Source organism: Streptomyces sp. NBC_00775 (assembly GCF_036347135.1).
In the GTDB taxonomy this organism is placed as follows: Bacteria; Actinomycetota; Actinomycetes; order Streptomycetales; family Streptomycetaceae; genus Streptomyces; species Streptomyces lutosisoli.
Window position 1 is genome coordinate 3,665,980 of the sequence record NZ_CP108938.1, and the last position, 24,610, is coordinate 3,690,589.

Sequence of the window (24,610 nt, forward strand, 5' to 3'; positions counted from 1 at the left end):
CGAGGCCGACCCTTCCTCACGCCGGGGCCAGCTCCCTGCGGGCGGTGCGGCGCCGTGCCGCGACCTCCGGGTCGAGTGCCGGTACGGCGGCCAGCAGCTGCCTCGTGTACGGGTCCCGCGGGGACTCGTAGACCTGGTCGGCGGGCCCGTACTCGACGATCCGCCCGCGCCGCATCACGGCCACCCGGTCGCTGACCTGGCGTACGACCGCGAGATCGTGCGCCACGAACACCAGCGCGAGCCCGAGTTCCCGCTGCAACTCGCCGAGCAGGGCGACCACCTGGGCCTGGGTCGTGACGTCGAGCGCGGAGACCGGCTCGTCGCACACGATGACGCGCGGTTCGGCGGCCAGTGCCCGCGCGATGCCGACGCGCTGGCGCTGCCCTCCGCTGAACTCGTGCGGGTAGCGGTCGTAGTGCCCTGCGTCGAGCCCCACGCGCTCCAGCAACTCCCGCACGCGCCCCCTGATCCGCCCCTCGTCCATCCCCCACTCTCGGCTTCGCTCGAGCGGGGGGACCCCCATCCTGCGCGCCCGCAACGGGTCGGCGATGGACTCGCCGATGCTGCGACGGGGGTTGAGGGAGGAGACCGGGTCCTGGAAGACCATCTGCACGGAGGGGCTCACACCGGACTGCGCGCGCCCCTCGTACCGGACCGCGCCGGTCGTGGGCTCCAGGAGCCCCACGAGCATCCGGCCCAGCGTCGTCTTCCCGCTGCCGCTCTCCCCCACGATGCCGAGGGTCTCGCCCCGGTGAATGGCCAGCGACACGTCGTCCACGGCCACGAGCCGCCGCTTGCCGCGCCCGAATTCACGCCGCAGATCCACCGCTTCGAGAACGACCTCGTCCGAGACGGGTGCGTCCCCTTCCGAGCCGCGCGGCGCGTCCACGCGTGGGACCGCACCCAGCAGCTCCTGTGTGTACATCTCCCGCGGCGCGCCCAGGACGGCCGCGACCGGCCCGTGTTCGACCGCGCGCCCGTGCCGCATGACGAGGATCTCGCCCACGCTCTCGGCGGCGACCCCGACGTCATGTGTGACCAGCAGCAGGCCCATCCCGGTCTCCTCCCGCAGGGTGTGCAGGAGGTCGAGGATCTGGGCCTGGACGGTCACGTCGAGGGCGGTGGTCGGCTCGTCGGCGATCAGCAGCTCCGGCTCGCAGGCCAGGGCCATGGCAATGAGGGCGCGTTGGCGCATGCCGCCGCTGAACTCGTGCGGGCGGGAGCGCGCCCTGCGCGCGGCGTCCGGGATGCCGACACGGTCGAGCACCTCGACGGCACGCGCGCGTGCGGCCCGCCGGGACGCCTTCACGTGCACCCGGTACACCTCGGCGATCTGGTCGCCGACCGCGTAGTACGGGTCGAGGGACGACAGCGGGTCCTGGAAGACCATGGCGGCCTTCCCGCCGCGCAGCCCCCGCAGCGCGTCGTCGGAGGCCGCCCGCACGTCCACGCCGGCCACACGCACCGCACCACCCACGCGCGCCCCCGTACCCCGGTGCAGCGCCAGCAGGGCGGACGCCACCGTCGACTTGCCCGAGCCGGACTCACCGACCAGACCGAGTGCGGCGCCCTTCTCCAGGGTGAAGGAGAGCCCGTCGACGGCGCGCAGGTCACCGAACTCGACCGAGAGGTCCGTCACTTCGACCAACGGCGCCGAAGGTGAGTCGCTCATGTCAGTACCACCCGTCGGTCGGCCACCGCGTACAGCACGTCCGCGACGGCATTGGCCAGGACCACGAAGAAGCCGGTGACCAGGACCATGCCGACGACCACCGGCAGGTCGACGACGCTCACCGCGTGCACGAGTTCGCGCCCGAGACCGGGCAGCCCGAACATCGCCTCCGTGAGGACGGCACCGCCGATCGCCGACCCGAAGTCGTTGGCGTTCAGCGCGATGACCGGCGCGACGGCGCCCCGCAGGGCGTGCCGCCCGATGATCGCGCGCTCCCCCACGCCGTACGCGCGGAAGGTGCGCACATGGTCCTCGGCGAGCGTCTCCAACATCGAGGCCCTCGTCAGGCGGGCGTACTTGGCGGCCTCGATCAACGCGAGGGACAGCCAGGGCAGCAGCAGGTTCCATGCCCACTGCTCGGGGTCCTCGGTGAAGGGCACGTACTGCGGGAACGGCAGCCATTGCAGCTGCCCGCACACGATGATCATCAGCACCAGGCCGATGACGAAGACGGGCGTGGCCGTGCCGGCGAGCGTGATGCCGGTCAGCACCCGCTCGCTGATCCGGCCGCGCCGCCAAGCGGACAGCACACCGGTGCCGACGCCGATGACGAGCCACAGCACCATCGCACCGAACACCAGCGACAGGGTGACCGGCAGCTTCGCCCAGATCAGCTGGGTGACCTGCTGGTCGCCCTGGTACGAGAGGCCGAGGCAGGGTGCGCCGCAGTGCTGCACCGACGTACCCGTCGAGTAGTCCTGACCGGCGAAGATGCCCTGCAGGAAGTGCCAGTAGCGCAGGTACAGCGGGTCGTCGAGCTTCAGCTGCTCGGTGACCTGGTGCACTTGGGCGGGCGAGCAGCGCGGGCCGCAGGTGATCTGCGCGACGTTGCCGGGGGCGACGTAGAAGACGAGGTAGATGATCACGGAGATCGCGAGCAGGGTGACGACGGCACCGACCAGGCGCCGTACGGCGAAGCCAAGGAAACCGCTCATGCCTTGGCCTCCCGCTTGCGTCCCGTGCCGACCCGCAGCCGTGAGGCCGCGCGCGGGTCGAGGGCCGTGCGCACTCCGTCCCCGAGGACGGTCAGCGCCAGCACGGTGATGAACAGGGAGCCCGCGGGCAGCAGCAGGTACTGCGGCGCCGCCTGGTACCAGACGTCGGCCGCGGTGAGCATCTGCCCCCAGGACGGGGTGGGCGGCTTCACGCCGACGCCGAGGAAGCTGAGTGCGGCCTCGACAGTGATGTTCGTGGGGACGAGCAGGGCCGCGTACGTGATGACGGGCGCGGCGAGCGCGGGCAGCAGTTCGCGGCGGGCGACCCGCCAGGAGCCCCAGCCGCTGAGCCGGGCGGCGGCCACGTAGTCGAGCTCCTTGAGCGTCAGCGTGTGGGCGCGCACGATCTTCGCGGTCGAGCCCCAGGCCACCAGGCCGATGATGAGCGCGACCAGGACGGGCCGCGGAAAGCCGCTGGGGACGATCGCGAGCAGCGCGAGGGACATGATCATCAACGGCATGGCGATGATGATGTCCGTGACCCGGCTCAACAGTTGATCAACCCATCGATTGCCCAGGCCGGCCGCGACACCGACCACGATCCCGATGAGGACCTGCACCAGCGTGGCCGCGAACGCGACTCCCAGGGAGACCCGGGCGCCGTACACGAGCCGGGCGAAGAGGTCGCGGCCCGTCTGCGGTTCGACGCCGAGCCAGTGGTCCCCGCTGATGCCGCCGAGCGAGCCGACCGGCACGCCGCCGCGCGCGGAGTCGACGAGCCCCGGATGGTAGGTGGTCGGATCCTGGCCCTCGATCGCCGTGAACAGCGGTGCGGCGAGCGCGACCAGGACGAGCAGCGCGACGACGCCCGCCGCGACGAGGGCGGCGCGCTGCGCACGCAGCCGCCGCCAGAACTGACGGGCCCCCGAGGCCCCCGGCACGGACGAGGTGTCCGTGCCGGGGGCCTGAGAGGCGACGATTGCCTCGCTCACGGTGCTACTTCACCGCGACCTGGGAGATGTCCAGCACGCCGGTCCAGTCGCTGATCACGATGTTCTTGACGGCGCTGCCGTACAGGCGCTTGTAGACCGGGTGGAACAGGGGCACGGTCAGGGCCTGCTCACCGATCTTCTTGTCCAGTGCACCCCAGCGCTTGGCGGCCTCGTCAAGATCGGTCAACTTGTTGATCGCGTCAATCTCGGCATTGACCGACTTGTCATTGAGGAAGCCGGTGTTGAAGTTGGCGCCGTCCTTGACGATCTGCCGTCCGTCGAAGATCGGGGCCAGGAAGGGACCGCCCGAGGGCCAGTCGGCACCCCAGTGGGCGAGGAAGAAGCCCGGCTCGGTCTTGACGCTGTGGATCTTGTCCTTGTAGTCGTTGATCTCCAGGCCCTGGAGCTTGACGGTGATCCCGGCCTTCTTGAGCGCGTCCTGGATCGCGGTCGCGATCTCCGGGCTGGTCTCGAAGTCCTTGTCGTTGGAATGCGTGAGCGTGATGGTGAGCCCGTTCTGGTAACCGGCCTCCTTCAGCAGCTCCTTCGCCTTCTCCGCGTTGCCGGACTTGCCCGCCGGGAAGAGGTCGTACGGCGTGTAGCCGAAGGACTTCTGGTTCGGCAGATAGGTGGTCGCGGCCTCGGCCAGCGACGACCCGCCGGCCGCGTTGATCACCGACGTACGGTCGATGGCGTACGAGATCGCCTGCCGCACCTTCGGATTGTTGAACGGCTTCACCTTCGGGTTGAAGGCGATGTAGTTGGTGTAGCCGAAGTGTCCGGTGCCGACGCGTGAGGCGAGTTCCTTGTCACCGGAGACCTTGGCGAGCTCGGCAGGCCCCAGGTTGGTGTCCGTCGTCACGGCCGTGGCGTCCGCTCCCTGAGACGCGGACAGCCGCTGGTTGATCACGGACGAGTCCAGACCCGACCGCACGTCGATCTTGTCCGGGTAGGCCTTGCGCTCGGCGTCGGTCGACGCGGACCAGTACGTGTTGCGCTCCAGGGTGAGCCGCTCACCGTCGTTCTCGTTCTTGACGACCTTGTAGGGGCCCGAGGAGACCGGGTGCTCCTCGTACTTCGTGCCGTTGTCCTTGGCCTTCGGGACCGGCGCGAACTGCGTCTGCGTGGCGAGGTAGGGGAACTCGCCCTCGGGCTTGTTGAGATGGAAGACGATGGTCAGGTCGTCCGGCGTCTCGATCGAGTCGAGGCCCTTCTTGTCCTTGTACGGGCCCTGGTAGTCGGCGCCGCCGATCAGCCAGTCCCTCAAGTAGGGGGCGCCGCCGGAGAGTTCGGCGGCGAAGGAGCGCTCGATGCCGTACTTGATGTCGGCGGAGGTGATCGCGCTGCCGTCCTCGTACTTGAGGCCCTTCTTCAGGGTGTACGTCCACACGGTCGCGTTCTTGCTCGGGCGGCCGGTGTCCGTGGCGAGGTCGGGGACGACTTCGGCGCCGGCGGCCCCGCTCTCGCGGTTGCGCGTGGTGAGCGTACGGAAGACGAGGGAGGGGACGTTGCCGCCGCCGGAGGTGTAGAGGCGCGCCGGGTCGAAGTCCTCCTGCGGGTTGGCGTTGAGGACCGTCAGCGTGCCTCCCTTCCGCGGCTTGGAGTCGCCACCGGCGCCCTTGGCATCGTTGTCCTTCGGCCCGCAGGCGGCGGCACCCGCTGCCACGACCAGGCTGACGGACACCGCGGCCACGCGGCGCGCTATGAGGGACGGTTGACGCATCGGAAGACGACCTCTCGAATGGTGAGACGGATTGACGCAGAGTGAGACGGAAGAGAGCAGAGCTCGCCCAAGGCGTCAGGCGTCGACATCCGACCGCAGAGAGACCGACGTGATCGGTGACAGAGACCGGCGGAATCCACGGGAGATCCGCACGCCGGCACACGGCGAACGGACAACATGGAAGAAATCGAAGACAGCGACGCACTCGCCAGGGGCGGGCGTCAGCAACAGTGAATATCGGCCACGCAGAGCGCGGTCACGCCGAGCAGCGCCAGCTCAATGGCGGCGCGGGCGGAGACGTGACGAGGCGACATGCGGAGAAATATGAACGAACTTTCGGCGCATGTCAACGTGACCTGTGGGGCGTCTGTCAACTCCCGGGATACGGCCAGGGGTTGGCCAGGCAGTGGATCCCGTCGTGGTCGAGGAACTTGGTCTGCTGCTGCATGACGGGGGCGAGTTCGCCGTCCTTGTCGCAGGTGACGTGCCCGTATCCGAGACGGTGGCCGACCTCGTGGTTGATCAGCATCTGCCGGTACGCGTGAATCTTGTCACCGTAGGTCTTGGAGCCCTGGGCCCAGCGGTACGCGTTGATCATGACGCGCTCGGTCGACGCCGAGTCGCACGACACGTTGTCCTCCGTCGTGTCGAGCCCCGACTTGGCGCACCAGGTGGCGGTGGTGCCCGGGCTCGCGAGCGTGATCACGAAGTCGGGCTTGCCGGAAGAGATCCGCTCGAAGGTGCGGCCGCCGTTGTGGGCCCAACTCCGGTCGTCGTTCAGGGTCTTCTGCACGGCCTGCGCGAAGAGGGCGCCGTCGAGACCGAGGCCCTGCTCCACGTCGACGCGATAGGTGTACTTGCGGCCCTTGCCCGGCGCCTTGTCGAAGCCGGGGACCGCGTCGAACTTCCCCGACCCCTTGAGCTTCGCGCCGAGCGCGTACTTCTTGCCCATCTTCTGGTCGTACGTCAGTGTCGTCGCGGCCTTCGCACTCGGTGTCCCCGACTGGGTCGGCCGGCCGTCCCCGCGCGAGGCGGAGTCGCCGGTCTCCCGGTCGCTGCCGCCTGCGGACTGCGCACGCACAGCGGCGTCCTCCCGCCCGGTGGCGACCTGTCCGGCCACGACGACGGCCAGCACGGTGGTGACGGCGGCCGCCGCGATCCCGGTGAACGCCCGCCCCTTGCCGCCCTTGCCCTTCGCCGGCGCCTCGACCTCCGGCAGCGGCTTCTCTCCGGCCTCCGTGTCCCAGTCGGTGACGGGACCGTAGGGGTCGGCGCGATCCGGTGCGGTGTCGCGGAACGCCGAGTCACGGAGTGCCGTGTCGCGGCGCGCGAAGACGTCGTCGTCCTCGTCGAGCTCGAAGGCGTCGACGTAGGACTGCCGGGGGCCCGGCACGGTCTCCTGGCGCTGACGCGGGATCCGGGGCCCGGGAGGCGCACCCGGGGGCGCCCCCTGAGGCACACCACCGGCCCTGAACTCGCCCCAGCCGCCGCCCGGTTCACGCTGCTCGGGATGACCACCACGCACACGAGGGACGCCATGGGCGGGAGTCCCGTCGGCGAAACGGGGCACCCCGTGGGCCGGAGTCCCGTCCGGGAAACGCGGCACCCCGCGCGCGGGAGTGCCATCAGCCATACGCGGGATGCCGTGCGCCGGTGTCCCGTCGGCGAAACGGGGCACCCCATGCGCGGGAGTCCCGTCCGGGAAACGCGGCACCCCATGCGCCGGTGTCCCGTCAGGAAAGCGCGGCACCCCCCGAGACGGAGCCCCGCTCACCGGCGGATACGGCCCCAGGGCGCTCTGCGGGCCCTGGGGACCCTGCGGGGCCTGGGGGTCCTGCGCGCCCGCGGGTGGAGTCGCCGCGCGACGCGAGCGAGTGGGTTCCGGCACCGGAGCCGCGCCCGGTGCGGGAACCTTGGGTATCTCCGAGGTGTCGGTCTTGCCGGCCCGCCCCGGACGACTGTGACGTCCCACGTCCCGCCTCAGCTCCCCGCGCCGACGGCGGCCGATGAGGTCAACTCGTCGGTGTCCGCGAGGAGTTCACGGAACGCCGCGGCCACCACGTCCGGGTACTCCATCATCGCGACGTGCCCCGCCTCCGGCAGCGACAGCAGCCGGGAGTCACGGAAGGAGCGGGCCGCGCGCTGCGCCATGCGGTAGCCGACGAGCTGGTCGCGGCCGCCGTAGACGAGGAGCGTCGGCGCGAGCACCCGCTCGGCCTGGCGCCACAGTCCGTGCTGGCCGCCCAGCGTGTACGCGTCCACGAGGCCGCGCGACGAGCGCGTCATGGCGTCCCAGAAGTAGGGGAGGGCGAGCCGCCGCTCCAGCTCCTCGACCGCGTCGCGGAACGCCTCGGGCGCCACCCTGTTGGGGTCGCCGTAACAGAGCGCCATGACCCCGCGGACGCGCTGCTCGGCGCTCCAGTCCTTGGTGAGCCTGGTGAACAGCCGCGCCACGCCGGGCACCGAGAGCAGCGCGGTCGGCCACGCGGTGCGCTGCGCCCGGATCTCCGGCAGCGCGGGCGAGACCAGCGTGAGCGTACGGACCAGATCGGGGCGTACGGCCGCGACGCGTGTCGCGACGGCACCGCCCAGCGAGTTGCCAAAGAGGTGCACGGGTCCGCGCGAGGCCGCGTCGAGATAACGGATGACCGCGCGCGCGTGCCCCGTGACCGAGTAGTTCCCGTCGTCCGGCGGCGGCGAGTCACCGAAGCCGGGCAGGTCGAGGGCCTCGCTGTCCACGAGCCCGTCGAGCTGCGTCATCAGCGCGGACCAGTTCTGCGAGGAACCGCCCAGGCCGTGCACGTACAACGCGGGCGGCAGTCCGGCACGCGCCGGCGGTCTCGACCGCACCGAAAGTGTGATCCCCGGCAGTCCCACCGATCGCAGCCGCTCCCCCGCCGCGACCCTGACGGCACTGGCCTTCGGCGTGACGGTGGTGGCCAGCGCGGGCGGCAGCTCGGTCGAAGACATGCGGCAATGTTACGAGACGATCACGCAGTGGTTCATGTGTTCGCCGTCACAAGTGGTGACCGGATCGCATAGCGCCTGGATCGCGTGTCTCCTAGGCTTCAGACGAGGGCACTCGTCGTACATCAGGAGCGCACTCGCACCGCTCGGGAAGAGGAACCATGACACTCGATCCGACAGACCCCGAGACCTTCAACGACCAGTTCCGGGACATCCTCGCCACGGAGGCTCCCGAAGCCGACGCCGCCGAGCAGGTCACCGAGCTGGACCCGGCCGACGAGGACGATCCGCAGCCCGTCGGCGACCCCTTCAACGCCAACGAGGCGGACATCGCCGAGCAGGCCAGGGTCGTACGCATCAACGAGGACGACTACCGGTAATCGACGGGAACGCACACCAGTGACAAACGAGGGCGACTGCCGGTGCCGGGACGCCGCTGACCAGGGCAGTCGGGGCGGCGCAGCGCCCACCTCGCCCCGTTCGGAATGGTTTGTGCCTCTATCGCCCGCGTCCGGTCCGTGAAATTCTGCGCTCGCACCGCGCACACCAGGGTTACCGAAAAGTACGATGGCCGCGCGGCGCACACCGCATGTGGACAATTTTGGGAGGCGGCGTGACAGCCATCGAGCAGACAGAGGCAGCACGCCCGCGGGGCACTCGCCTGCCGCGCCGTGCCCGACGCAACCAGCTCCTCGGCGCCGCCCAGGAAGTATTCGTTGCGCAGGGGTATCACTCGGCCGCCATGGACGACATCGCCGAGCGCGCGGGCGTCAGCAAGCCGGTTCTCTACCAGCACTTCCCGGGCAAGCTCGACCTGTACCTCGCCCTGCTCGACCAGCACTGCGAGTCCCTGCTCCAGGCGGTGCGCACAGCGCTCGCCTCGACCTCCGACAACAAGCTGCGCGTCCGCGCGACGATGGACGCCTACTTCGCGTACGTCGAGGACGACGGCGGCGCCTTCCGGCTGGTCTTCGAGTCGGACCTGACCAACGAGCCCGCGGTCCGCGAGCGCGTCGACAAGGTGACGCACCAGTGCGCCGAGGCGATCTGCGAGGTCATCGCGGAGGACACCGGCCTCTCGCGCGCCGAGTCGATGCTCCTGGCCTCCGGCCTCGGCGGGCTGGCCCAGGTGGTGGCCCGCTCCTGGCTGCACAGCGACCGCAGCGTCCCGCGCGACCAGGCGGTCCAGCTGCTGACCTCGCTGGCCTGGCGGGGCATCGCGGGCTTCCCGCTGCACGGCACGGACAGCCACTGACGACGGCACGGACAACCGCTGCCGACGGCGCGGATCACCGCGGACGTACGAGGGGCAGGTCACCGGCACATCGCTGACCGCCACTTTGTTCCCACCCACTGTTCGCTCCTGGCGTTCTCGGGCGGAGCGTGTACGTCCCCTCACCGGGCTAATGTGTGCTGCGTACGGCGCGTACGAACGCGCACATGACTGACCGTCGGAGGGACAAAGCCGTGGAGGTCAAGATCGGCGTGCAGCACGCGCCCCGCGAGATCGTTCTGGAGAGCGGTCAGACCCCGGAAGAGGTCGAGCGCGCGGTGTCCGAGGCGCTGGCAGGCAAGTCGCAGCTGCTGAGCCTCGTGGACGACCACGGCCGCAAGGTCCTGGTTCCGGCCGACCGCCTGGCGTACGTGGAGCTCGGCGAGCCCACGCAGCGCAAGGTGGGATTCAGCGCGCTGTAGTTCGGCGAGCGGAAGCTCGAAGGGGCCCGGTGACCATGTCACCGGGCCCCTTCGCATGCCTGCCGCCCGGCCGGCCGGACGCCTGCCGGATGCCTGGCCGGACGCCTGGCCGGACACCGCGCTCGTACACAGATGGAGTACAGATCAGGCACAGAGGAGGATTGCATTCCGCACGTCACGGGTAAGACCGGCTACGACCGATTTGCACCGGCCGTGCGGGAGGGACCCCCACTATGTTCTTGGAAGCTCTCGGCTCCGCGATGCTCGGTCTCGCGCTGGCGTGGGCGGCGGCGTACCGCCTCCCCCACCGGCTTCCGGCCCGCAACCTGGTCCTGTCGACCGGTGTGGCCGGAGGCCTGTTCGGCGCCTTCCTGACCCACACCGCGCTGGGATCCGGCCACTTCCTGGTGATCATGCTCGGCGCGGCGGCGGTCGCCGCGGCGCTGCTGTCGCTGCTGCTCCGCCCGGCGGAGCGATTTCGCCGCCGCTCGGCGACGGCGTAGCCCGTTCCGCAAGCCCCGTGACTCAGAGCCCCGTGACTCAGAGCCCCGTGACTGAGGCGCCCCGTGACTGAGGCGCCCCGTAAGGGGCGCGGGGAACTGCGCGATCAGCCCACCACGACCTGCACGTACGAACTCCCCGCGGGAGCTCAGGCCGCCAAGCCCAGCGCAGCCATCCGCTTGGTGTGCGCCTCGGTGATCCGCGAGAACATCCGGCCGACCTCGGCGAGGTCGAAGCCGTCCGCGACGCCGCCCACGAGCATCGTCGACAGGGCGTCGCGGTCGGCGACCACGCGCTGCGACTGGGACAGGGCCTCGCCCATCAGACGGCGCGCCCACAGCGCGAGCCGGCCGCCCACACGCGGGTCCGCGTCGATCGCGGCGCGCACCTTCTCGATGGCGAAGCCGGCGTGCCCGGTGTCGTCGAGGACCGCGAGGACGAGCCCGCGGGTGTCCGAGTCGAGCCGCGCGGCGACCTCGCGGTAGAAGTCACTGGCGATGGAGTCGCCGACGTACGCCTTGACGAGCCCTTCCAGCCAGTCCGAGGGGGCCGTCTGCCGGTGGAAGCCGTCGAGCGCGGCGACGAACGGCTCCATCGCCTGCGTCGGCTCCGCGCCGACCGCCGCGAGCCGGTCCCGCAGCCGCTCGAAGTGGTGGAACTCGGCCGACGCCATCTTGGCCAGCTCCGCCTTGTCGCTGAGCGTGGGCGCCAGCTTGGCGTCCTCCGCAAGGCGCTCGAACGCCGCGAGCTCGCCGTACGCGAGCGCTCCGAGCAGGTCCACGACCGCGGCGCGGTACTGGGGGTCCGCGGAGGCCGTGTCCCAGTCCTGGGCGGCTACTCCGGTGGCCGCGGGAGCGGTGTCGTCGGGGGCCTCGGCGGGGGTGTCAGCGGCGTTGTCAGGCGTCGTCATGAAGCGCACAATAGCCCGCTCACCGCAACAGGGAAGTCCCTGGTCAATCAGTGTGACGACCACTACGTGACCAAATCGGCCATCGCATATGCGCGATTCCGGGGTATGGTGGTAATGCGCCCGGCGAGTATTCGACGGGCCGCACGAATGAGGATGCCCGGTCGGTGGCCCGATCGGCTCCGACCCGACAGCCCTCCTCGTCCATACGGCACATTGCGTACGGACGATACGGAGGGACCCTCAGCGGTACGAGCGCTCGAGCGTCGGCAGTGGTCCCATGCCACCCGGCCCGCTGGTCAAGAGCGGCCGACGTCCCCCCGGCACGGTCCCGACACGACCCCCGCGCTCGCCTCGCACCGCGTACACAGAAGAGGCAGCACCCTGACTACGACTTTCCGCGATCTCGGCATCCTTCCCGAGACGGCCGAGGCCCTTGAGGCCGTCGGCATCATCAGTCCCTTCCCCATCCAGGAGATGACGCTCCCCGTTGCCCTGTCGGGCACCGACGTCATCGGCCAGGCCAAGACCGGCACCGGCAAGACGCTGGGCTTCGGCCTCCCGCTCCTTGAGCGCGTCACCGTTCCCGCGGACGTCGAGGCGGGCCGGGCCCAGCCCGAGCAGCTCACCGACGCCCCGCAGGCCCTCGTCGTCGTCCCGACGCGCGAGCTGTGCACCCAGGTGACGAACGACCTGCTGACCGCGGGCAAGGTCCGCAACGTACGCGTTCTCGCCATTTACGGCGGCCGGGCGTACGAGCCGCAGGTCGAGGCCCTCAAGAAGGGCGTCGACGTCATCGTCGGCACCCCGGGCCGACTGCTGGACCTCGCGGGCCAGAAGAAGCTCAACCTCAAGCACATCAAGGCACTTGTCCTCGACGAGGCCGACGAGATGCTCGACCTGGGCTTCCTGCCCGACGTCGAGAAGATCATGAACATGCTGCCGGCCCGCCGTCAGACGATGCTGTTCTCGGCGACCATGCCGGGCGCGGTCATCGGTCTCGCGCGCCGCTACATGTCGCAGCCCACGCACATCCGCGCCACCGCGCCGGACGACGAGGGCGTGACGGTCGCCAACACCGCGCAGTTCGTCTACCGCGCGCACAACATGGACAAGCCCGAGATGGTCGCGCGCATACTGCAGGCCGACGGCCGTGGCCTGGCCATGGTCTTCTGCCGCACCAAGCGCACGGCCGCCGACCTCGCCGACCAGCTCCAGCAGCGCGGCTTCGCCTCCGGCGCGGTCCACGGCGACCTCGGCCAGGGCGCCCGCGAGCAGGCGCTGCGCGCCTTCCGCAACGGCAAGGTCGACGTCCTCGTCTGCACCGACGTCGCCGCCCGCGGCATCGACGTCGAGGGTGTCACCCACGTCATCAACTACCAGTCCCCCGAGGACGAGAAGACGTACCTGCACCGCATCGGCCGTACGGGCCGCGCGGGCGCCAAGGGCATCGCGATCACCCTCGTCGACTGGGACGACATCCCGCGCTGGCAGCTCATCAACAAGGCGCTGGAGCTCAACTTCAACGACCCGCCGGAGACGTACTCCACGTCCCCGCACCTCTTCGAAGAGCTGAGCATTCCCGCCGGCACCAAGGGCGTCCTCCCGCGTTCCGAGCGCACCCGCGCCGGGCTCGCGGCCGAGGAGGTCGAGGACCTCGGCGAGACCGGTGGCCGTGGCGCTCCGCGTGGTCGCGGTGGCCGTTCGTCGGCGCCGTCCGCGCCGTCCGCCGAGCGTGAGCGCGAGCGTGAGCGCCCGGCGCGTACGCCGCGTCGCCGCCGCCGTACGCGCAACGGGGCGCCGATGGACGAGACGTCCGGGTCCCCGGCTCCGGAGGCGACGACCGAGTCCGCCTCCGCCGAGGGCAACGAGACCGTCGAGGCCCGTACGCCGCGGCGTCGTCGCCGTACGCGCAACGGGGCGGCGGACGCTGTCGCGAGCGCGGCGGTCGTCGAGCCGGCGGTGACTCCGGTGGTCGAGGCCACTGAGGCCTCCGTGGCGACGGCCGAGGGTGTCACCGACGAGCCCGCCAAGCCGCGCCGTCGGCGGACGCGCAAGGCTGCCGAGGCCGTCGTCGAGACGGTCGAGACGGTGGCTGCCGCCCCCGTGGAGACCGCCGAGGCCGTGGTTGAGGCTCCGGCCAAGCCGCGTCGCCGTACCCGTAAGGCAGCGGAGGCCGTCGTCGAGGCTGTCGAGGCTGTCGAGGCCGAGGTGGAGGCCAAGCCGCGTCGTACGCGGGCCAAGGCCACGACCGCCGCCGTTGCCGCTGTGGACACCGCCGAGGCCGTCGAGGCTGAGGCCGCGGAAGCCAAGCCTGTGCGACGCCGGACCCGCAAGGCCGCCGTCGCCGCCGAGCCCGAGATTCCGGCGCAGGCCGTCGCCGAGGAGGCCGAGGTCAAGCCGGTGCGTCGTCGCACCCGCAAGGCCGCCGAGGCTGTCGTCGACGCGGCCGAGGGTGTCGCTGAGGCTCCGGTCAAGGCGCGGCGTACTCGTAAGGCTGCGGTGGCTGTTGCCGACGTGGCTGAGGAGGCCGCTGAGGCTCCGGCCAAGCCGCGACGCACTCGGGCCAAGGCCGCCGCCGTTGCCGCTGTGGACACCGCCGAGGCCGTCGAGGCTGAGGCCGCGGAAGCCAAGCCTGTGCGGCGCCGGACCACCCGCAAGGCCGTCGCCGCCGCCGAGCCGGAGATTCCGGCGCAGGCCGTCGCCGAGGAGGCCGAGGCCAAGCCGGTGCGTCGCCGGACCCGCAAGGCTGTGGCGGCTGCCGCGGAGCCTGCGGAGAGCTGATCTCCCTGCCTGACCCTGATGGCCCGGTCCCACTTTCCGTGGGGCCGGGCCATTGGTTTTCGCCCCCGCCGCCCCTTCGACCCCGTTCGGTCGTGTTTTGGCTGCGGGCCGGTGGGGGCTGGTCGCGCAGTTCCCCGCGCCCCTTAAAAGCACCTGGGGCGGGCCGGCGGTTGTTCAGGGGCGCGGGGAACTGCGCGCCCAGCCCCCACCCACCCGCAGACGACGAACCACCCCCGTCTTTCAGGGGCGCGGGGAACTGCGCAATCTCTTGGGGGTCTGGGGGCGAAGCCCCCAGGAACGGGATGGGACGGGTAGGGGCGGCGGGGGCGAGAAAACGCTCCGCCCTATAGCCTCTGGGACATGAGTAGGCCCCCTACCTTCGTCCCGCCCGCCGGAGTCCGTGCTCATCGGCTGTCGACCGCCCGTGGCGAGTTCGCCGTGCTGGACGCGGACCCGAAGGGACCGCCGAAGGGCACCGCGTTGTTGCTGCCGGGGTTCACCGGGAGCAAGGAGGACTTCATCGCGCTGCACGAACCGTTGGCGGCGGCGGGATATCGGACGGTGGCCGTGGACGGACGCGGCCAGTTCGAGACCGAGGGGCCGAAGGACGACGAAGCGGCGTACGCGCAGGACGAGTTGGCGCGGGACGTGCTGGCACAGGCCGCCGCCATCGGCACGCCCGTGCACCTCGTGGGGCACTCCCTCGGCGGCCTGATCTCCCGCGCCGCCGTGCTGATCGACCCGTCGCCCTTCCTCTCACTCACTCTGATGGCCTCGGGCCCCGCCCAGATCTCCAGCACCCAGCAGCAGCGCGTCAAGCTGCTGCGGGACGCGCTCGCCGTGATGAGCATGGCCGAGGTGTGGGAGGCGATCCAGGCGATGGAGACGCCGGAGGAGACCGAGACCGGCGGGCTCGACTCGGGGCTCGACGACCGCGCCGACCTGCGGCGCCGCTGGCTGGGCAACAGCCCCGCCCAGCTCATCGCCACGGGCCGCCAGTTGTGCACCGAACCCGACCGCGTCGCCGAACTGGCCGCCGTCCCGCTGCCGAAGCACGTGCTCTCCGGCGAACACGACGACACCTGGCCGGTGACCCTGCTGGACGAGATGGCCGTACGGCTGGAGGCCCGGCGCACGCTCGTAGCGCGAGCCGAGCACTCTCCCAACACGGATCAGCCGCTGGAGACGGCCCGCGCCTTCGCCGACTTCTGGGACGGCGTGGCCGGCTAGGCGACCGGGCGATCAGGCGCCCAGGCAGCTCAAGCGACCAGCTAGTACTGCGCCTGCAAGTGCTCCCAGAAGCCGTCCCGGAGCGCGCGGCGCAGATCCGCCTGTCCCCGCAGGGAGTACTGGAGCAGCCCCTCGGCCTCGACCAGCAGATCCTGGTCGACCGAGCCGGGGAGGTAGGGGTGCCCGGGCAGCAGTTCCACGAGCGATTCGCGCCCCCGTGCGGCCAGCCACTTCGCGGCGATCTGTGCGCCCACGAAGCGCACGTCCTCCCGTGTGGGCCGGGCCGCGGCCGTCGCGTCGTAGGAGAGGCCAGTCCGCCGTGACACGTACGGCTTGAAGAAGTCGAGGTCGAAGGTCCGCTGGCTGTCGACCTCCCAGAGCAGCGGCTCGGCCTGATTGCGGCCCTCGGGCGCCTCGATGCCCCACAGGTGGACCCGCGCCCCGTACCCTTGCGCCGCCTCGACCGCCGACACCAGGTCCTCGTCGCCGCCGAGCAGCGCGGCGTCGCTGATGGCGCGGTGCCGGGCGAGGGACTCCAGGTCGGAGCGGATGAGTGAATCGACGCCTTTTTGCTGGTTGTTGGCGTTGAGGTTGCCCAACCGGACCTTCACGTCGGGGAGTTCGGCGATCGCCTGCTGTTCCGCGGTGTGGATGCGGCGCCGTGCGCCGTCGTACCAGTAGACGCGCAGCAGCCGGCTGTCCGCGAAGATCGTGCGGGCCCGGTCGATGAGCGCCTCGATGAGGCCTTCGGTGTCCAGGTCGAAGGAGCGGCGGTCCTCCGTCCCGGCGACCAGCCGCCCCGCCGCCGCGTACAGATATCCGGCGTCGACGAAGATCGCATGGGTCGAGGGCGTCTTCGCCACCTCGGCGAGCATGCGCTGCAGCAGCTCGTTCGTGCGGTCGATGCGGGCGCCGAGCGCCGCGAGGTCGTCGTTCATCACTTCCATTGTCCCGGCGGTCACGCTGCGAACACAACTGGCCCCGTTCAGTCTCCGCCACATCGCTTACCAGTGGGTAATTAGGTTCTCGAAAAATTTCCTTAGCGTAGGGAATGTTTGTAACACGCACCCCGTTGACTACCTATGGAAGCGCAGGCACCGACGCCTCGCGCGGCCACCACCAGTAGTTCTCCTCAGGAGGATGACCAGACGAAGGGAGAAGCCCATGCGCTTCGAAATCATGCGACTCGACGATGTCGACGGCACGCCCGTGGACAGCACTGTCGTAGACGCCGCCTCCGTCAACCGGATCGTTCAGCAGGCCGCCGCCATCGGGCAGCGACTGTGGATCCGCCCGGCCGACTCGTCCGCCTCATAACAGCGCGGACTTATACGCAGACTTCGGACCGACTCTGGCTCTGACTTCCAGAGTCCGACTCCGGATTCACACTTCAGAGCCCCGCACGGCTACGGATGCCGTGCGGGGCTCTGCGTGTGTGCAAGGGGGCGGTCAGCTGCTCTGGATCACCTGCGTGACCCCGTTGATGATCTGCTGCACGGCGATCGCAGAGAGCATCATGCCCGCGAGGCGGGTCACCAGCACGACGCCACCGTCCTTGATGACGCGGATGATCAGCAGCGAGTAGCGCATGACCACCCACAGCACGACATGGATGGCGAGGATCGCGGTCCACACCGACACCTGGGTGGCGACCGTGTCGGCCTTCTGCACCGCCAGGATCACGGACACGATCGCGCCCGGACCCGCGAGCAGCGGCATGCCCAGCGGCACGAGGGCGACGTTGACGTCCTTGGTCTGCTTCGGCTCGTCCGTCTTGCCGGTCAGCAGGTCGAGGGCGATCAGCAGGAGCAGCAGCCCGCCCGCGATCATCAGCGCGGGCACGGAGACATGCAGGTAGTTCAGGATCTGGTGCCCGAGCAGTCCGAAGACGACGATCACGCCACCCGCCACGCAGACGGCCTGGAAGGCCATCCGCTTCTGCACCTTGGCGGGGCGTCCGGCGGTGAGGGCGAGGAAGATCGGGGTGATCCCGGGGGGATCCATGATGACGAAAAGGGTGAGGAACAGGGAGCCGAAGACGGCGACGTCGAACACGGTGAATGGCCTTGCGGAGGGTGGTGAAAGCGGTGGTTACCGCTGTGGGCAGGCGGTCGGCGCGCGCGGCGGGACCGGACGCGGCAGAACGCGGGAGAAGCCGCGGACCAGGGTGGAGCATGGCGGAACGCGGCGGAACGAAGGGCACGTCCCGGATCCGGGACGTGCGCGGCAGAAGTAAGTACGCGGTAGCGGTACGGGGTACCGGCTACTGGGCGCGCGGGGCTCCGCCGGCGCCCGGAACCGGGAACGCCCCGGTGGCCCGCCGGGTGATCTCCCCGTACACCTCGGGGTCGGTCGTGTACTCCCCGAGCACGCACGTCTTGCGGCTGCCGTGGTAGTCGGAGGATCCCGTGGTGAGCAGCCCCAGGTCGGCCGCGAGTCCGCGCAGCCGCGCCCGGGTGGCCGGCTCGTGGTCCATGTGGTCGACCTCGATGCCGTCGAGCCCGGCGGCAAACAGCTCCGCTATCACGGACTCCGGCACGGTCTGGCCCCGCTTGGCGGCGGCCGGGTGCGCGAAGACGGCGACGCCGCCCGCGCCCTTGATCAGCCGGATGGCCTCGAACGGGTCGGTCTCGTGCTTGGGGACATAGGCGCGGCCGCCGTCGGCCAGCCACTCCTCGGTGAACGCGTCGGAGACGCTGTCCACGACGCCCAGCTCGACCAGCGCGGACGCGACATGCGGCCGCCCCACGGATCCGTCGCCCGCGATACGCGCCACCTGCTCCCAGGTGATCGGCACGCCGAGTTCCCGGAGCTTGGCGATCATGCCCCGGGCGCGCGGCACACGGTCGTCCCGTACCAGCTCGCGCTCGGCGAGCAGCGTGGGCTCGTCGGGGTCGAACAGGTAGGCCAGCATGTGCATGCTGATGCCGTCGATACGGCAGGAGAGCTCGGCGCCGGTGACGAGGGTGAGCCCCTCGGGCAGCGCGTCGATCGCCTCGGCGTATCCGCGGGTGGTGTCGTGGTCGGTCAGCGCGACGACGTCCAGACCGGCGGCGGCAGCGTTCCGCACCAGCTCGGCCGGGGTGTCCGTACCGTCGGAAGCGGTGGAGTGGGCGTGCAGATCGATGCGCACTACGCGGACTCCAGGCGGTGACGGAACGGAAGGGGACACCCAAGGATAACGGGAATTCCGCCCTTCCCTGTCACACCCGAAAGACCCAAGCGCCCCCTACGAACTCTCTACGAGCTCCCTGTGAGCGCCCCCGCAAGGGGCGCGGGGAACTGCGCGCCCAGCCCACAACAACCCGCGCACGCCCACCGCCCCCAGGCACCCCAACGCCGACACCGCCCAACCCAGCGGAGCGCTACGGCTCAAGAATCCGCGGCGACAACGCCCCGCACGGCAGCAGATCCACCTCCGCCCCCGCGTCCCGCAGATCCGTCAGCACCAGCTCGTCGTACATCAGCAGCCCGGACTGCTCGGGCCACACGACCGCCCACAGCCACAGCCCGAGCGCCTCGCCCGCGAAGACGGCACGGTCGTCGGGGGTACCGGCGACATGCCAGAGCGGGGTCGGCCGGCCGGCCGCGAGGACCTTCGCCTGGGGCGGCTTCTCGACACTCATGTACGGGCCGGGGTCGGGCCCGTCGAGGCCCGCGTACCGCGCGCCGAGGCCGACGCCGAGCTCCTCGGCGACGAGGATCAGCTCCCCTATGCCGCCGAGCGGGCCGGGACCCGAGCAGGCGACGGCGGTCGCGCGCCCGCCGCTGCGGTCGTCACCGGCGAACGTCGCACCGGTGAACAGCCAGCCGACCGGCAGCGGCCACGGCATCCACACCGGCACCCGGGCGTGATGCACGACCACACCGAGGGCCTCGACGCTGGGCGGGATCACGGGCTGCAGTGGATGCACGGTCCCGTGCACGTCGCACTGCCAGGAGTCGGCAAAGAGGCCGGGAGCCCTGACCCGGCCACCACACTTCGGGCAACTGGGTTCGCCCCTCATAGGGCTCAACGGTCCTCCCCGTCCTTCGCCGCGTCAAGGACGATCACCCGTCCGGCGTGTGCCTGTCACACCGAAGAACTAGATGGTACTTGCATTAATTAGGTCAGCTAACTTATTATGTGTATACGTCAACGATCTCGTCGAGGACTGCGAGGACCACGTATGCGCACCACCACAGGAGCCAGTACAGGAGGGCCGACCGAAGCCGACCCGTTCGACGCCGGATCCGGCGGCCTCCTGCGTCAGCCGAAGGCCGTCTGGGCGACCGCGGGCGCGTCCGTCGTCGCCTTCATGGGCATCGGGCTCGTCGACCCGATCCTGCCGTCCATCGCCAAGGGCCTGGACGCCACGCCGAGCCAGGTCTCGCTGCTCTTCACCTCGTATTTCCTGATCACCGCCGTCGCGATGCTGGTGACCGGCTTCGTCTCCAGCCGCATCGGCGGCAAGAAGACTTTGCTGCTCGGCCTCGCGCTCGTCGTGGTCTTCGCGGGGCTCGCGGGCACCTCTGGCTCGGTCGGCGAACTCGTCGGCTTCCGGGCCGGCTGGGGCCTCGGCAACGCCCTCTTCGTCTCGACCGCCCTCGCGGTCATCGTCGGCGCGGCGGCCGGCGGCAGCGCCGCGGCGATCCTGCTGTACGAGTCGGCGCTCGGCCTCGGCATGGCGTGCGGGCCACTGCTGGGCGCACTGCTCGGTGACGCCAGCTGGCGCTACCCGTTCTTCGGCACCGCGTTCCTGATGGCGGTCGGCTTCCTGTGCATCACGGCGTTCCTGAAGGAGCAGCCGAGGCCCGCGAAGAAGACGTCCCTGCTCGACCCGGTCAGGGCGCTCGGCCACGGCGGACTCGCCTCGGCGGCCGTCTCGTCGTTCTTCTACAACTACACGTTCTTCACCGTGCTGGCCTTCACCCCGTTCGTGCTGAACATGACCCCGTACAAGTCGGGTGCCGTGTTCTTCGCGTGGGGTGTGCTCCTGGCGGTCTTCTCGGTGCTCGTGGCCCCGCGTCTGCAAGCGCGGTTCGGCTCGCTCAAGGTGCTCGGCGGCTCGCTGGTGCTGCTCGCCGCCGACGTCCTCGTGCTCGGGTACGGCAGCCACACCACCGCCGTCGTCTGCACGATCCTGTCCGGTGCGTTCATCGGCGTGAACAACACGGTCTACACCGAGCTGGCGCTGGGCGTGTCGGACGCACCGCGTCCGGTGGCGAGCGCCGGCTACAACTTCGTGCGGTGGTTCGCGGCCGCGGCGGCGCCGTACTTCGCGCCGAAGATCGAGGAGTGGAGCAACATCCACGTCCCGTTCGTGGTCGCGGCGGTCACGGCCGTCCTCGGTGCGGTGGTGGTCTTCGTACGACGGAACGCGCTCGCTCTCCCCCACTCTCGGCTTCGCTCGAGCGGGGGGACCCCCATCGCCGAGGAGCTTCAGCCCCGGCACGCCACCGAGGACAGTGTCGCCGTGTTCGCCAACTGACCGGTTGCGGCCGGGGTTCTGAGCCCGGCTCAGTCCAGGGGAACGGACTTGCGCAAGGGATCGCGCAGGTCCGTTCCGCCGTTCAGCCAGCGCTCCTGGAGGGCGTTCGCGCCGTGCACGCGTTTCCACGCCGCCTCGTTGGGCGTCATCGGGAGCAGCGGCAGGAAACGTACGGGATCGGCGGGGGCGTCCAGCTCCAGGTCCTCCACCAGGCCGCCGGACTCCGCGACCAGGACGGAGGTGAACGGCGCGCCGGGCCACAGGGGTTCGCCCACGTCCAGCGAGGCACCCGAAGCCACCACCAGGCCCTCGACCTGCGGGGACGCGCCGAGCACGGCGAGCGGCCTGAGCACCTTGTCGGTGTCGACGACGCCCGCGCGGACCGAGAGGATCAGCTCGGCGCGCGGTCCCTTCACCGGGTCGGCGAGGACCACCGTGGGGTCCGCCATCGGCTGGGCGGACATACCGAGCGTCGCGTAGCGGACGATGTCGCCCTCTGTGAAGCGCAACACTTCGATGCGGTCGGTGCCGAGAAAGGTGACCGCGGCCCGTGCGTCGGGTTCGCCCAGCGCGGAGCGCAAACGGGCCTCGACCAGAGGAAGAACATCAGCCATGCGCCGAGCATAGGCCGCGTCAATTCCCAAGGAGCGCACCGGACCCCGCGTCAACAACGGGCAAAGCGGCGGCTTGACGCTTCAGTGCGCTGATAGTCTTGGCCGCTGGTCGGGGCAGCGTGCAGATGGGGGCACCACCCAGGCCCTTAAGGCGCTGGGGGAGTCGCTCTCAAGCTCCGACGCACTGAGACTGATCTGGCTCCCCTTTGGAGGGAGACGGACTCCCCTTCGGGGGATGGCTCGTCCCTCACGGGGGACCGACCGGAGGAGGTGGGGCTGCAATGGACCGAAGTCGACCGTGCAGTACCACCCGCTCTTCCGGTCGCTGAGTTCTGTAGCTGGTTCCGCTTCTTGGGTCTTGCTGGCTACTGCCTCCCGCAAACGTGTGCATACGTGTCAGCGTTGTCCCGGTGCACCACGGAAGAGCGCTTCGTTTCCGCCTGATCTGTCTGATCTGAATCAGTAGCGAAGCTGCCACCGCGACGGTGCGGTGCTCCCCGCTTTGTGGACGTACCAAACATCCGCAGTCAGGACGTCCCCATTCCGGGTAGTTTCAACCGTCGCCGGCCGCCTCCGTTGCGAGAAGGAGCCTGCCATGTCGATGATCCGTGACCTGCGTGCCGCGGTCCGCCCCCGCCCCTCGCTGCGCAGCAAGGACAGCGGCTCGTACGACACCACCCGTGACCCCGGGACCCCGTCGGCCGTGGTCGACTGCGCGGTCTACCGGGACGGCGCCCGCGTCGAGACCCGCGAGCCGCTGACGCCGCACGAGGCGATGCGTCAGGTGCACCGCGACGGCGGCTTCGTGTGGATCGGCCTGCATGAGCCGACCGAGGCCGAATTCGCCGGTATCGCCCGGGAGTTCGGGCTGCACCCGCTGGCCGTCGAGGACGCCGTCCAGGCCCACCAGCGGCCCAAGCTGGAGCGCTACGACGACTCCCTGTTCACCGTCTTCAAGACCATCCACTACGTGGAGCACGACCAGCTGACCGCCACCAGCGAGGTGGTGGAGACCGGCGAGGTCATGTGCTTCACCGGACGGGACTTCTTCATCACCGTCCGGCACGGCGGGCAGGGCTCGCTGCGGGCGCTGCGCCACCGGCTCCAGGACGACCCGGAGCTGCTCGCCAAGGGCCCCTCCGCCGTGCTGCACGCGATCGCCGACCACGTCGTCGACGGGTACATCGCGGTCGCGGACGCCGTGCAGGACGACATCGACGAGGTCGAGACCGAGGTGTTCTCGCCGGGCCGCAAGGGCACGCCGCGCGGCACCGACGCCGGACAGATCTACCAACTCAAGCGTGAGGTACTGGAGTTCAAGCGGGCGGTGTCGCCGCTGCTGCGCCCCATGCAGCTGCTGAGCGAGCGGCCGATGCGGCTGATCGACCCCGACATCCAGAAGTACTTCCGGGATGTCGCCGACCACCTCGCCCGGGTGCAGGAGCAGGTCCTCGGCTTCGACGAGCTGCTCAACTCCATCCTCCAGGCCAACCTCGCCCAGGCCTCCGTCGCGCAGAACGAGGACATGCGCAAGATCACGTCCTGGGCCGCGATCATCGCCGTACCGACGATGGTCTGTGGCGTCTACGGCATGAACTTCAAGTACATGCCCGAGCTGCACGCGCGCTACGGCTACCCGGTCGTCATGGGCATCACGGTCGGCCTCTGCCTCTCGATCCACCGCATCCTCAAGCGCAACGGCTGGCTGTGAACACGGGCTGGATAGTCTTGGCCGTATGACGGAAGAGCTGCTCGACCAGGCCCTCGTCGAGGAGGCCACGAAGAAGTCCGGGCTGATCTGGGTACGGGATGCCGGGGAACCGGCGGCCGGGGCCCAGGGGCGGGAGCTGCCCTCGCGCGCCCTGTGGCACGTGTGGCACGACGGCGCGGCCTGTCTGGTCGGCGACGGGCCCGGCGAACAGCCGCTGCCCGGTCTGGTCGACGGGGGCGGCGCGGTCGTCACCGTACGCAGCAAGGACAAGGGCGGGCGTCTCGTCTCCTGGTCCGCGAAGGTCGTGGAGCTGACCCCCGCCTCCCCGGAGTGGGAGGCCGCCGTCGCCGAGCTCAAGGGCAAGCGGCTGAACGCCCCCGACGGCGAGGCCATGCCCGAGCGCTGGGCCCGTGAGTGCCGGGTGCTGCGCCTGGAGCCGTCGGGCGCCATCGCCGAACTGCCCGACGGTTCGCTCTCCGAGCCGCCGCTGCCGACCCCGGCGACGACCCGGCAGCCGATCCCGGCGGCCCTGCCCCGCCTGCTCCTCAGGAAGAAGCGCAAGCGCCACTGAGATGGCTACGGCCGTCTAGGACGCGGGCAGCTGCTTGCCGTAGTCCACCGTCTCCTTCTTGCCGGGCTCCTCCAGGGCGAAGTCCTTGCCCCAGTCGGTGAGCCGGAGGGTTCCGGCGTTGCCCGCGCGGACCAGCAGGAGGGGGTACGGCGTTCCCTTCAGGGAGACGTCGAGGGAGCCGCCAGAGCCCTTGCCGGCGGTGATGCGGATGGTGCGGACGCCGGACTGCGCGTGATGGCCGTCCGTGGCGAGGCTGCCGTGCAGGGTCAGCAGGCCGTCCAGGAGGACGTCCTTGTCGGTGAAGCCGCTGAAACGCTTGTAGGCGGGGTCGCCGGTCGGGACCTTCACGTACATGCCCTCCAGCTTCTTGGCGGCGGCGGTGTCCGCCGAGCTGCTGTCGCTCTTGCCGTCCTGGTGCGTCCAGAACTCGGCGTCGGCCTTCAGGAAAAGGTGCTTGCCGACCCGCAGCAGCCGGAACGTCGCCCCCTTCGAGGTGACCGAGCCGGAGCCGCCGTCGGCTTTGAGGCGCATGTCGAGGGTGTACGTGGTCCCGTTGGTCACGACGGTTCCGGAGAGCCGTACCGTGTCCGCGGCCTCGGCCGCCTTCTTCGTCTTCGCCTGGATGGTGGCGGCGGGCAGCTTCCCCACCCCGTTCGTGCCCGCGTCCGGATCCTCGCTACTACTGCACCCCGTCAGCCCCGTTCCCGTCACGACCAGTGCGCACATGGCGCTCACCAGTGCGGCCCTGTGGGTTCGGCCCTGGGGAATTGCAGTCAC

24 protein-coding genes are annotated in these 24,610 nt (G+C 70.3%); 10 read left to right on the forward strand and 14 right to left on the reverse strand.

Going from position 1 to position 24,610, the window contains the following annotated elements; all coding sequences use genetic code 11:
• Positions 1-16: 16 nt before the first annotated feature.
• The 7 genes from OIC96_RS16195 to OIC96_RS16225 all read right to left on the reverse strand — a co-directional run bounded on the left by OIC96_RS16195 (position 17) and on the right by OIC96_RS16225 (position 8,352).
• Positions 17-1,672, reverse strand: a complete 1,656-nt coding sequence (locus OIC96_RS16195; protein ID WP_330307158.1) for an ABC transporter ATP-binding protein — start codon at positions 1,670-1,672, stop codon at positions 17-19.
• Positions 1,669-2,667: an ABC transporter permease gene (locus OIC96_RS16200; protein WP_330307157.1), complete on the reverse strand. Its 999-nt coding sequence runs from the start codon at positions 2,665-2,667 to the stop codon at positions 1,669-1,671. The genes OIC96_RS16195 and OIC96_RS16200 overlap by 4 nt, the downstream gene beginning before the upstream one ends.
• Positions 2,664-3,659, reverse strand: a complete 996-nt coding sequence (locus tag OIC96_RS16205) for an ABC transporter permease (protein WP_330307156.1) — start codon at positions 3,657-3,659, stop codon at positions 2,664-2,666. Before OIC96_RS16205 ends, OIC96_RS16200 begins: the two co-directional genes overlap by 4 nt.
• A 4-nt stretch (positions 3,660-3,663) precedes the next feature.
• Positions 3,664-5,382 carry an ABC transporter substrate-binding protein gene (locus OIC96_RS16210; protein WP_330307155.1) on the reverse strand — a complete coding sequence of 573 codons (1,719 nt, stop codon included), beginning with the start codon at positions 5,380-5,382 and terminating at the stop codon, positions 3,664-3,666.
• 221 nt (positions 5,383-5,603) lie between these two features.
• The gene (locus OIC96_RS16215; RefSeq protein WP_327431549.1) at positions 5,604-5,696 is read right to left on the reverse strand and encodes an Ms4533A family Cys-rich leader peptide; all 93 of its coding nucleotides are present in this window, start codon (positions 5,694-5,696) and stop codon (positions 5,604-5,606) included.
• Between the two features lie 56 nt (positions 5,697-5,752).
• On the reverse strand, positions 5,753-7,354 hold the full coding sequence (locus OIC96_RS16220; RefSeq protein WP_330307154.1) for a DUF3152 domain-containing protein: 1,602 nt from the start codon (positions 7,352-7,354) through the stop codon (positions 5,753-5,755).
• Positions 7,355-7,362: 8 nt separating this feature from the next.
• A complete protein-coding gene (locus OIC96_RS16225; RefSeq protein WP_330307153.1) occupies positions 7,363-8,352 on the reverse strand; it encodes an alpha/beta fold hydrolase in 990 nt (329 codons plus the stop codon).
• A gap of 158 nt (positions 8,353-8,510) precedes the next feature.
• On the opposite strand from OIC96_RS16225, the gene OIC96_RS16230 reads away from it, so the two are divergent.
• The 4 genes from OIC96_RS16230 to OIC96_RS16245 all read left to right on the forward strand — a co-directional run bounded on the left by OIC96_RS16230 (position 8,511) and on the right by OIC96_RS16245 (position 10,547).
• Positions 8,511-8,729 (forward strand): hypothetical protein, encoded by a 219-nt coding sequence (locus OIC96_RS16230; protein ID WP_330307152.1) that lies wholly within the window; start codon positions 8,511-8,513, stop codon positions 8,727-8,729.
• Positions 8,730-8,962: 233 nt separating this feature from the next.
• Positions 8,963-9,604, forward strand: a complete 642-nt coding sequence (locus OIC96_RS16235; RefSeq protein WP_330307151.1) for a TetR/AcrR family transcriptional regulator — start codon at positions 8,963-8,965, stop codon at positions 9,602-9,604.
• A gap of 212 nt (positions 9,605-9,816) precedes the next feature.
• Positions 9,817-10,044 (forward strand): DUF3107 domain-containing protein, encoded by a 228-nt coding sequence (locus tag OIC96_RS16240; protein WP_028801993.1) that lies wholly within the window; start codon positions 9,817-9,819, stop codon positions 10,042-10,044.
• A gap of 233 nt (positions 10,045-10,277) precedes the next feature.
• On the forward strand, positions 10,278-10,547 hold the full coding sequence (locus tag OIC96_RS16245; protein WP_327431544.1) for a hypothetical protein: 270 nt from the start codon (positions 10,278-10,280) through the stop codon (positions 10,545-10,547).
• Between the two features lie 146 nt (positions 10,548-10,693).
• On the opposite strand, the gene OIC96_RS16250 is transcribed toward OIC96_RS16245, so the two are convergent.
• Positions 10,694-11,464 (reverse strand): ferritin-like fold-containing protein, encoded by a 771-nt coding sequence (locus OIC96_RS16250; RefSeq protein ID WP_330307150.1) that lies wholly within the window; start codon positions 11,462-11,464, stop codon positions 10,694-10,696.
• Between the two features lie 465 nt (positions 11,465-11,929).
• Between OIC96_RS16250 and OIC96_RS16255 the strand changes: the two genes are divergently transcribed.
• Positions 11,930-14,236, forward strand: coding sequence for a DEAD/DEAH box helicase (locus OIC96_RS16255; protein WP_330307149.1), 2,307 nt, complete (start codon positions 11,930-11,932; stop codon positions 14,234-14,236).
• A 360-nt stretch (positions 14,237-14,596) separates the two neighbouring features.
• Positions 14,597-15,466, forward strand: a complete 870-nt coding sequence (locus OIC96_RS16260) for an alpha/beta fold hydrolase (protein ID WP_330307148.1) — start codon at positions 14,597-14,599, stop codon at positions 15,464-15,466.
• Between the two features lie 41 nt (positions 15,467-15,507).
• Here the strand turns inward: OIC96_RS16260 and OIC96_RS16265 are convergent, their stop codons facing one another.
• The gene (locus OIC96_RS16265; RefSeq protein WP_330307147.1) at positions 15,508-16,404 is read right to left on the reverse strand and encodes an NYN domain-containing protein; all 897 of its coding nucleotides are present in this window, start codon (positions 16,402-16,404) and stop codon (positions 15,508-15,510) included.
• A gap of 226 nt (positions 16,405-16,630) precedes the next feature.
• On the opposite strand from OIC96_RS16265, the gene OIC96_RS16270 reads away from it, so the two are divergent.
• A complete protein-coding gene (locus OIC96_RS16270; RefSeq protein ID WP_105968294.1) occupies positions 16,631-16,783 on the forward strand; it encodes a hypothetical protein in 153 nt (50 codons plus the stop codon).
• A gap of 132 nt (positions 16,784-16,915) precedes the next feature.
• On the opposite strand, the gene OIC96_RS16275 is transcribed toward OIC96_RS16270, so the two are convergent.
• From OIC96_RS16275 to OIC96_RS16285, 3 genes are all read right to left on the reverse strand, one after another.
• Complete coding sequence (locus tag OIC96_RS16275) at positions 16,916-17,521, reverse strand: MarC family protein (protein WP_330307146.1); 606 nt, start codon at positions 17,519-17,521, stop codon at positions 16,916-16,918.
• A gap of 208 nt (positions 17,522-17,729) precedes the next feature.
• Positions 17,730-18,599 (reverse strand): PHP domain-containing protein, encoded by an 870-nt coding sequence (locus tag OIC96_RS16280; protein ID WP_330307145.1) that lies wholly within the window; start codon positions 18,597-18,599, stop codon positions 17,730-17,732.
• A 232-nt stretch (positions 18,600-18,831) separates the two neighbouring features.
• Entirely contained in the window at positions 18,832-19,473 is a 642-nt protein-coding gene (locus OIC96_RS16285) for a DUF6758 family protein (RefSeq protein WP_330307144.1), read from the reverse strand.
• Between the two features lie 162 nt (positions 19,474-19,635).
• Here OIC96_RS16285 and OIC96_RS16290 point away from each other — a divergent pair, with 162 nt between their 5' ends.
• A complete protein-coding gene (locus OIC96_RS16290) occupies positions 19,636-20,937 on the forward strand; it encodes an MFS transporter (protein WP_330307143.1) in 1,302 nt (433 codons plus the stop codon).
• 29 nt (positions 20,938-20,966) lie between these two features.
• Here OIC96_RS16290 and OIC96_RS16295 read toward each other — a convergent pair whose 3' ends face one another.
• The gene (locus OIC96_RS16295; RefSeq protein ID WP_330307142.1) at positions 20,967-21,551 is read right to left on the reverse strand and encodes a suppressor of fused domain protein; all 585 of its coding nucleotides are present in this window, start codon (positions 21,549-21,551) and stop codon (positions 20,967-20,969) included.
• A gap of 595 nt (positions 21,552-22,146) precedes the next feature.
• On the opposite strand from OIC96_RS16295, the gene OIC96_RS16300 reads away from it, so the two are divergent.
• Positions 22,147-23,262, forward strand: a complete 1,116-nt coding sequence (locus OIC96_RS16300; RefSeq protein WP_327431533.1) for a magnesium and cobalt transport protein CorA — start codon at positions 22,147-22,149, stop codon at positions 23,260-23,262.
• 25 nt (positions 23,263-23,287) lie between these two features.
• On the forward strand, positions 23,288-23,833 hold the full coding sequence (locus OIC96_RS16305; protein ID WP_330307141.1) for a hypothetical protein: 546 nt from the start codon (positions 23,288-23,290) through the stop codon (positions 23,831-23,833).
• A gap of 15 nt (positions 23,834-23,848) precedes the next feature.
• Here the strand turns inward: OIC96_RS16305 and OIC96_RS16310 are convergent, their stop codons facing one another.
• Entirely contained in the window at positions 23,849-24,610 is a 762-nt protein-coding gene (locus OIC96_RS16310) for a hypothetical protein (RefSeq protein ID WP_406502064.1), read from the reverse strand.

Coding starts and splice junctions, on each gene's coding strand:
- OIC96_RS16210 (WP_330307155.1), bottom strand. CDS start 5,382: ATGCGTCAACCGTCCCTCATAGCGCGCCGCGTGGCCGCGGTGTCCGTC.
- OIC96_RS16200 (WP_330307157.1), bottom strand. CDS start 2,667: ATGAGCGGTTTCCTTGGCTTCGCCGTACGGCGCCTGGTCGGTGCCGTC.
- OIC96_RS16215 (WP_327431549.1), bottom strand. CDS start 5,696: ATGTCGCCTCGTCACGTCTCCGCCCGCGCCGCCATTGAGCTGGCGCTG.
- OIC96_RS16245 (WP_327431544.1), top strand. CDS start 10,278: ATGTTCTTGGAAGCTCTCGGCTCCGCGATGCTCGGTCTCGCGCTGGCG.
- OIC96_RS16195 (WP_330307158.1), bottom strand. CDS start 1,672: ATGAGCGACTCACCTTCGGCGCCGTTGGTCGAAGTGACGGACCTCTCG.
- OIC96_RS16305 (WP_330307141.1), top strand. CDS start 23,288: ATGACGGAAGAGCTGCTCGACCAGGCCCTCGTCGAGGAGGCCACGAAG.
- OIC96_RS16260 (WP_330307148.1), top strand. CDS start 14,597: ATGAGTAGGCCCCCTACCTTCGTCCCGCCCGCCGGAGTCCGTGCTCAT.
- OIC96_RS16285 (WP_330307144.1), bottom strand. CDS start 19,473: ATGAGGGGCGAACCCAGTTGCCCGAAGTGTGGTGGCCGGGTCAGGGCT.
- OIC96_RS16255 (WP_330307149.1), top strand. CDS start 11,930: ATGACGCTCCCCGTTGCCCTGTCGGGCACCGACGTCATCGGCCAGGCC.
- OIC96_RS16225 (WP_330307153.1), bottom strand. CDS start 8,352: ATGTCTTCGACCGAGCTGCCGCCCGCGCTGGCCACCACCGTCACGCCG.
- OIC96_RS16300 (WP_327431533.1), top strand. CDS start 22,147: ATGTCGATGATCCGTGACCTGCGTGCCGCGGTCCGCCCCCGCCCCTCG.
- OIC96_RS16270 (WP_105968294.1), top strand. CDS start 16,631: ATGCGCTTCGAAATCATGCGACTCGACGATGTCGACGGCACGCCCGTG.
- OIC96_RS16290 (WP_330307143.1), top strand. CDS start 19,636: ATGCGCACCACCACAGGAGCCAGTACAGGAGGGCCGACCGAAGCCGAC.
- OIC96_RS16265 (WP_330307147.1), bottom strand. CDS start 16,404: ATGAACGACGACCTCGCGGCGCTCGGCGCCCGCATCGACCGCACGAAC.
- OIC96_RS16295 (WP_330307142.1), bottom strand. CDS start 21,551: ATGGCTGATGTTCTTCCTCTGGTCGAGGCCCGTTTGCGCTCCGCGCTG.
- OIC96_RS16230 (WP_330307152.1), top strand. CDS start 8,511: ATGACACTCGATCCGACAGACCCCGAGACCTTCAACGACCAGTTCCGG.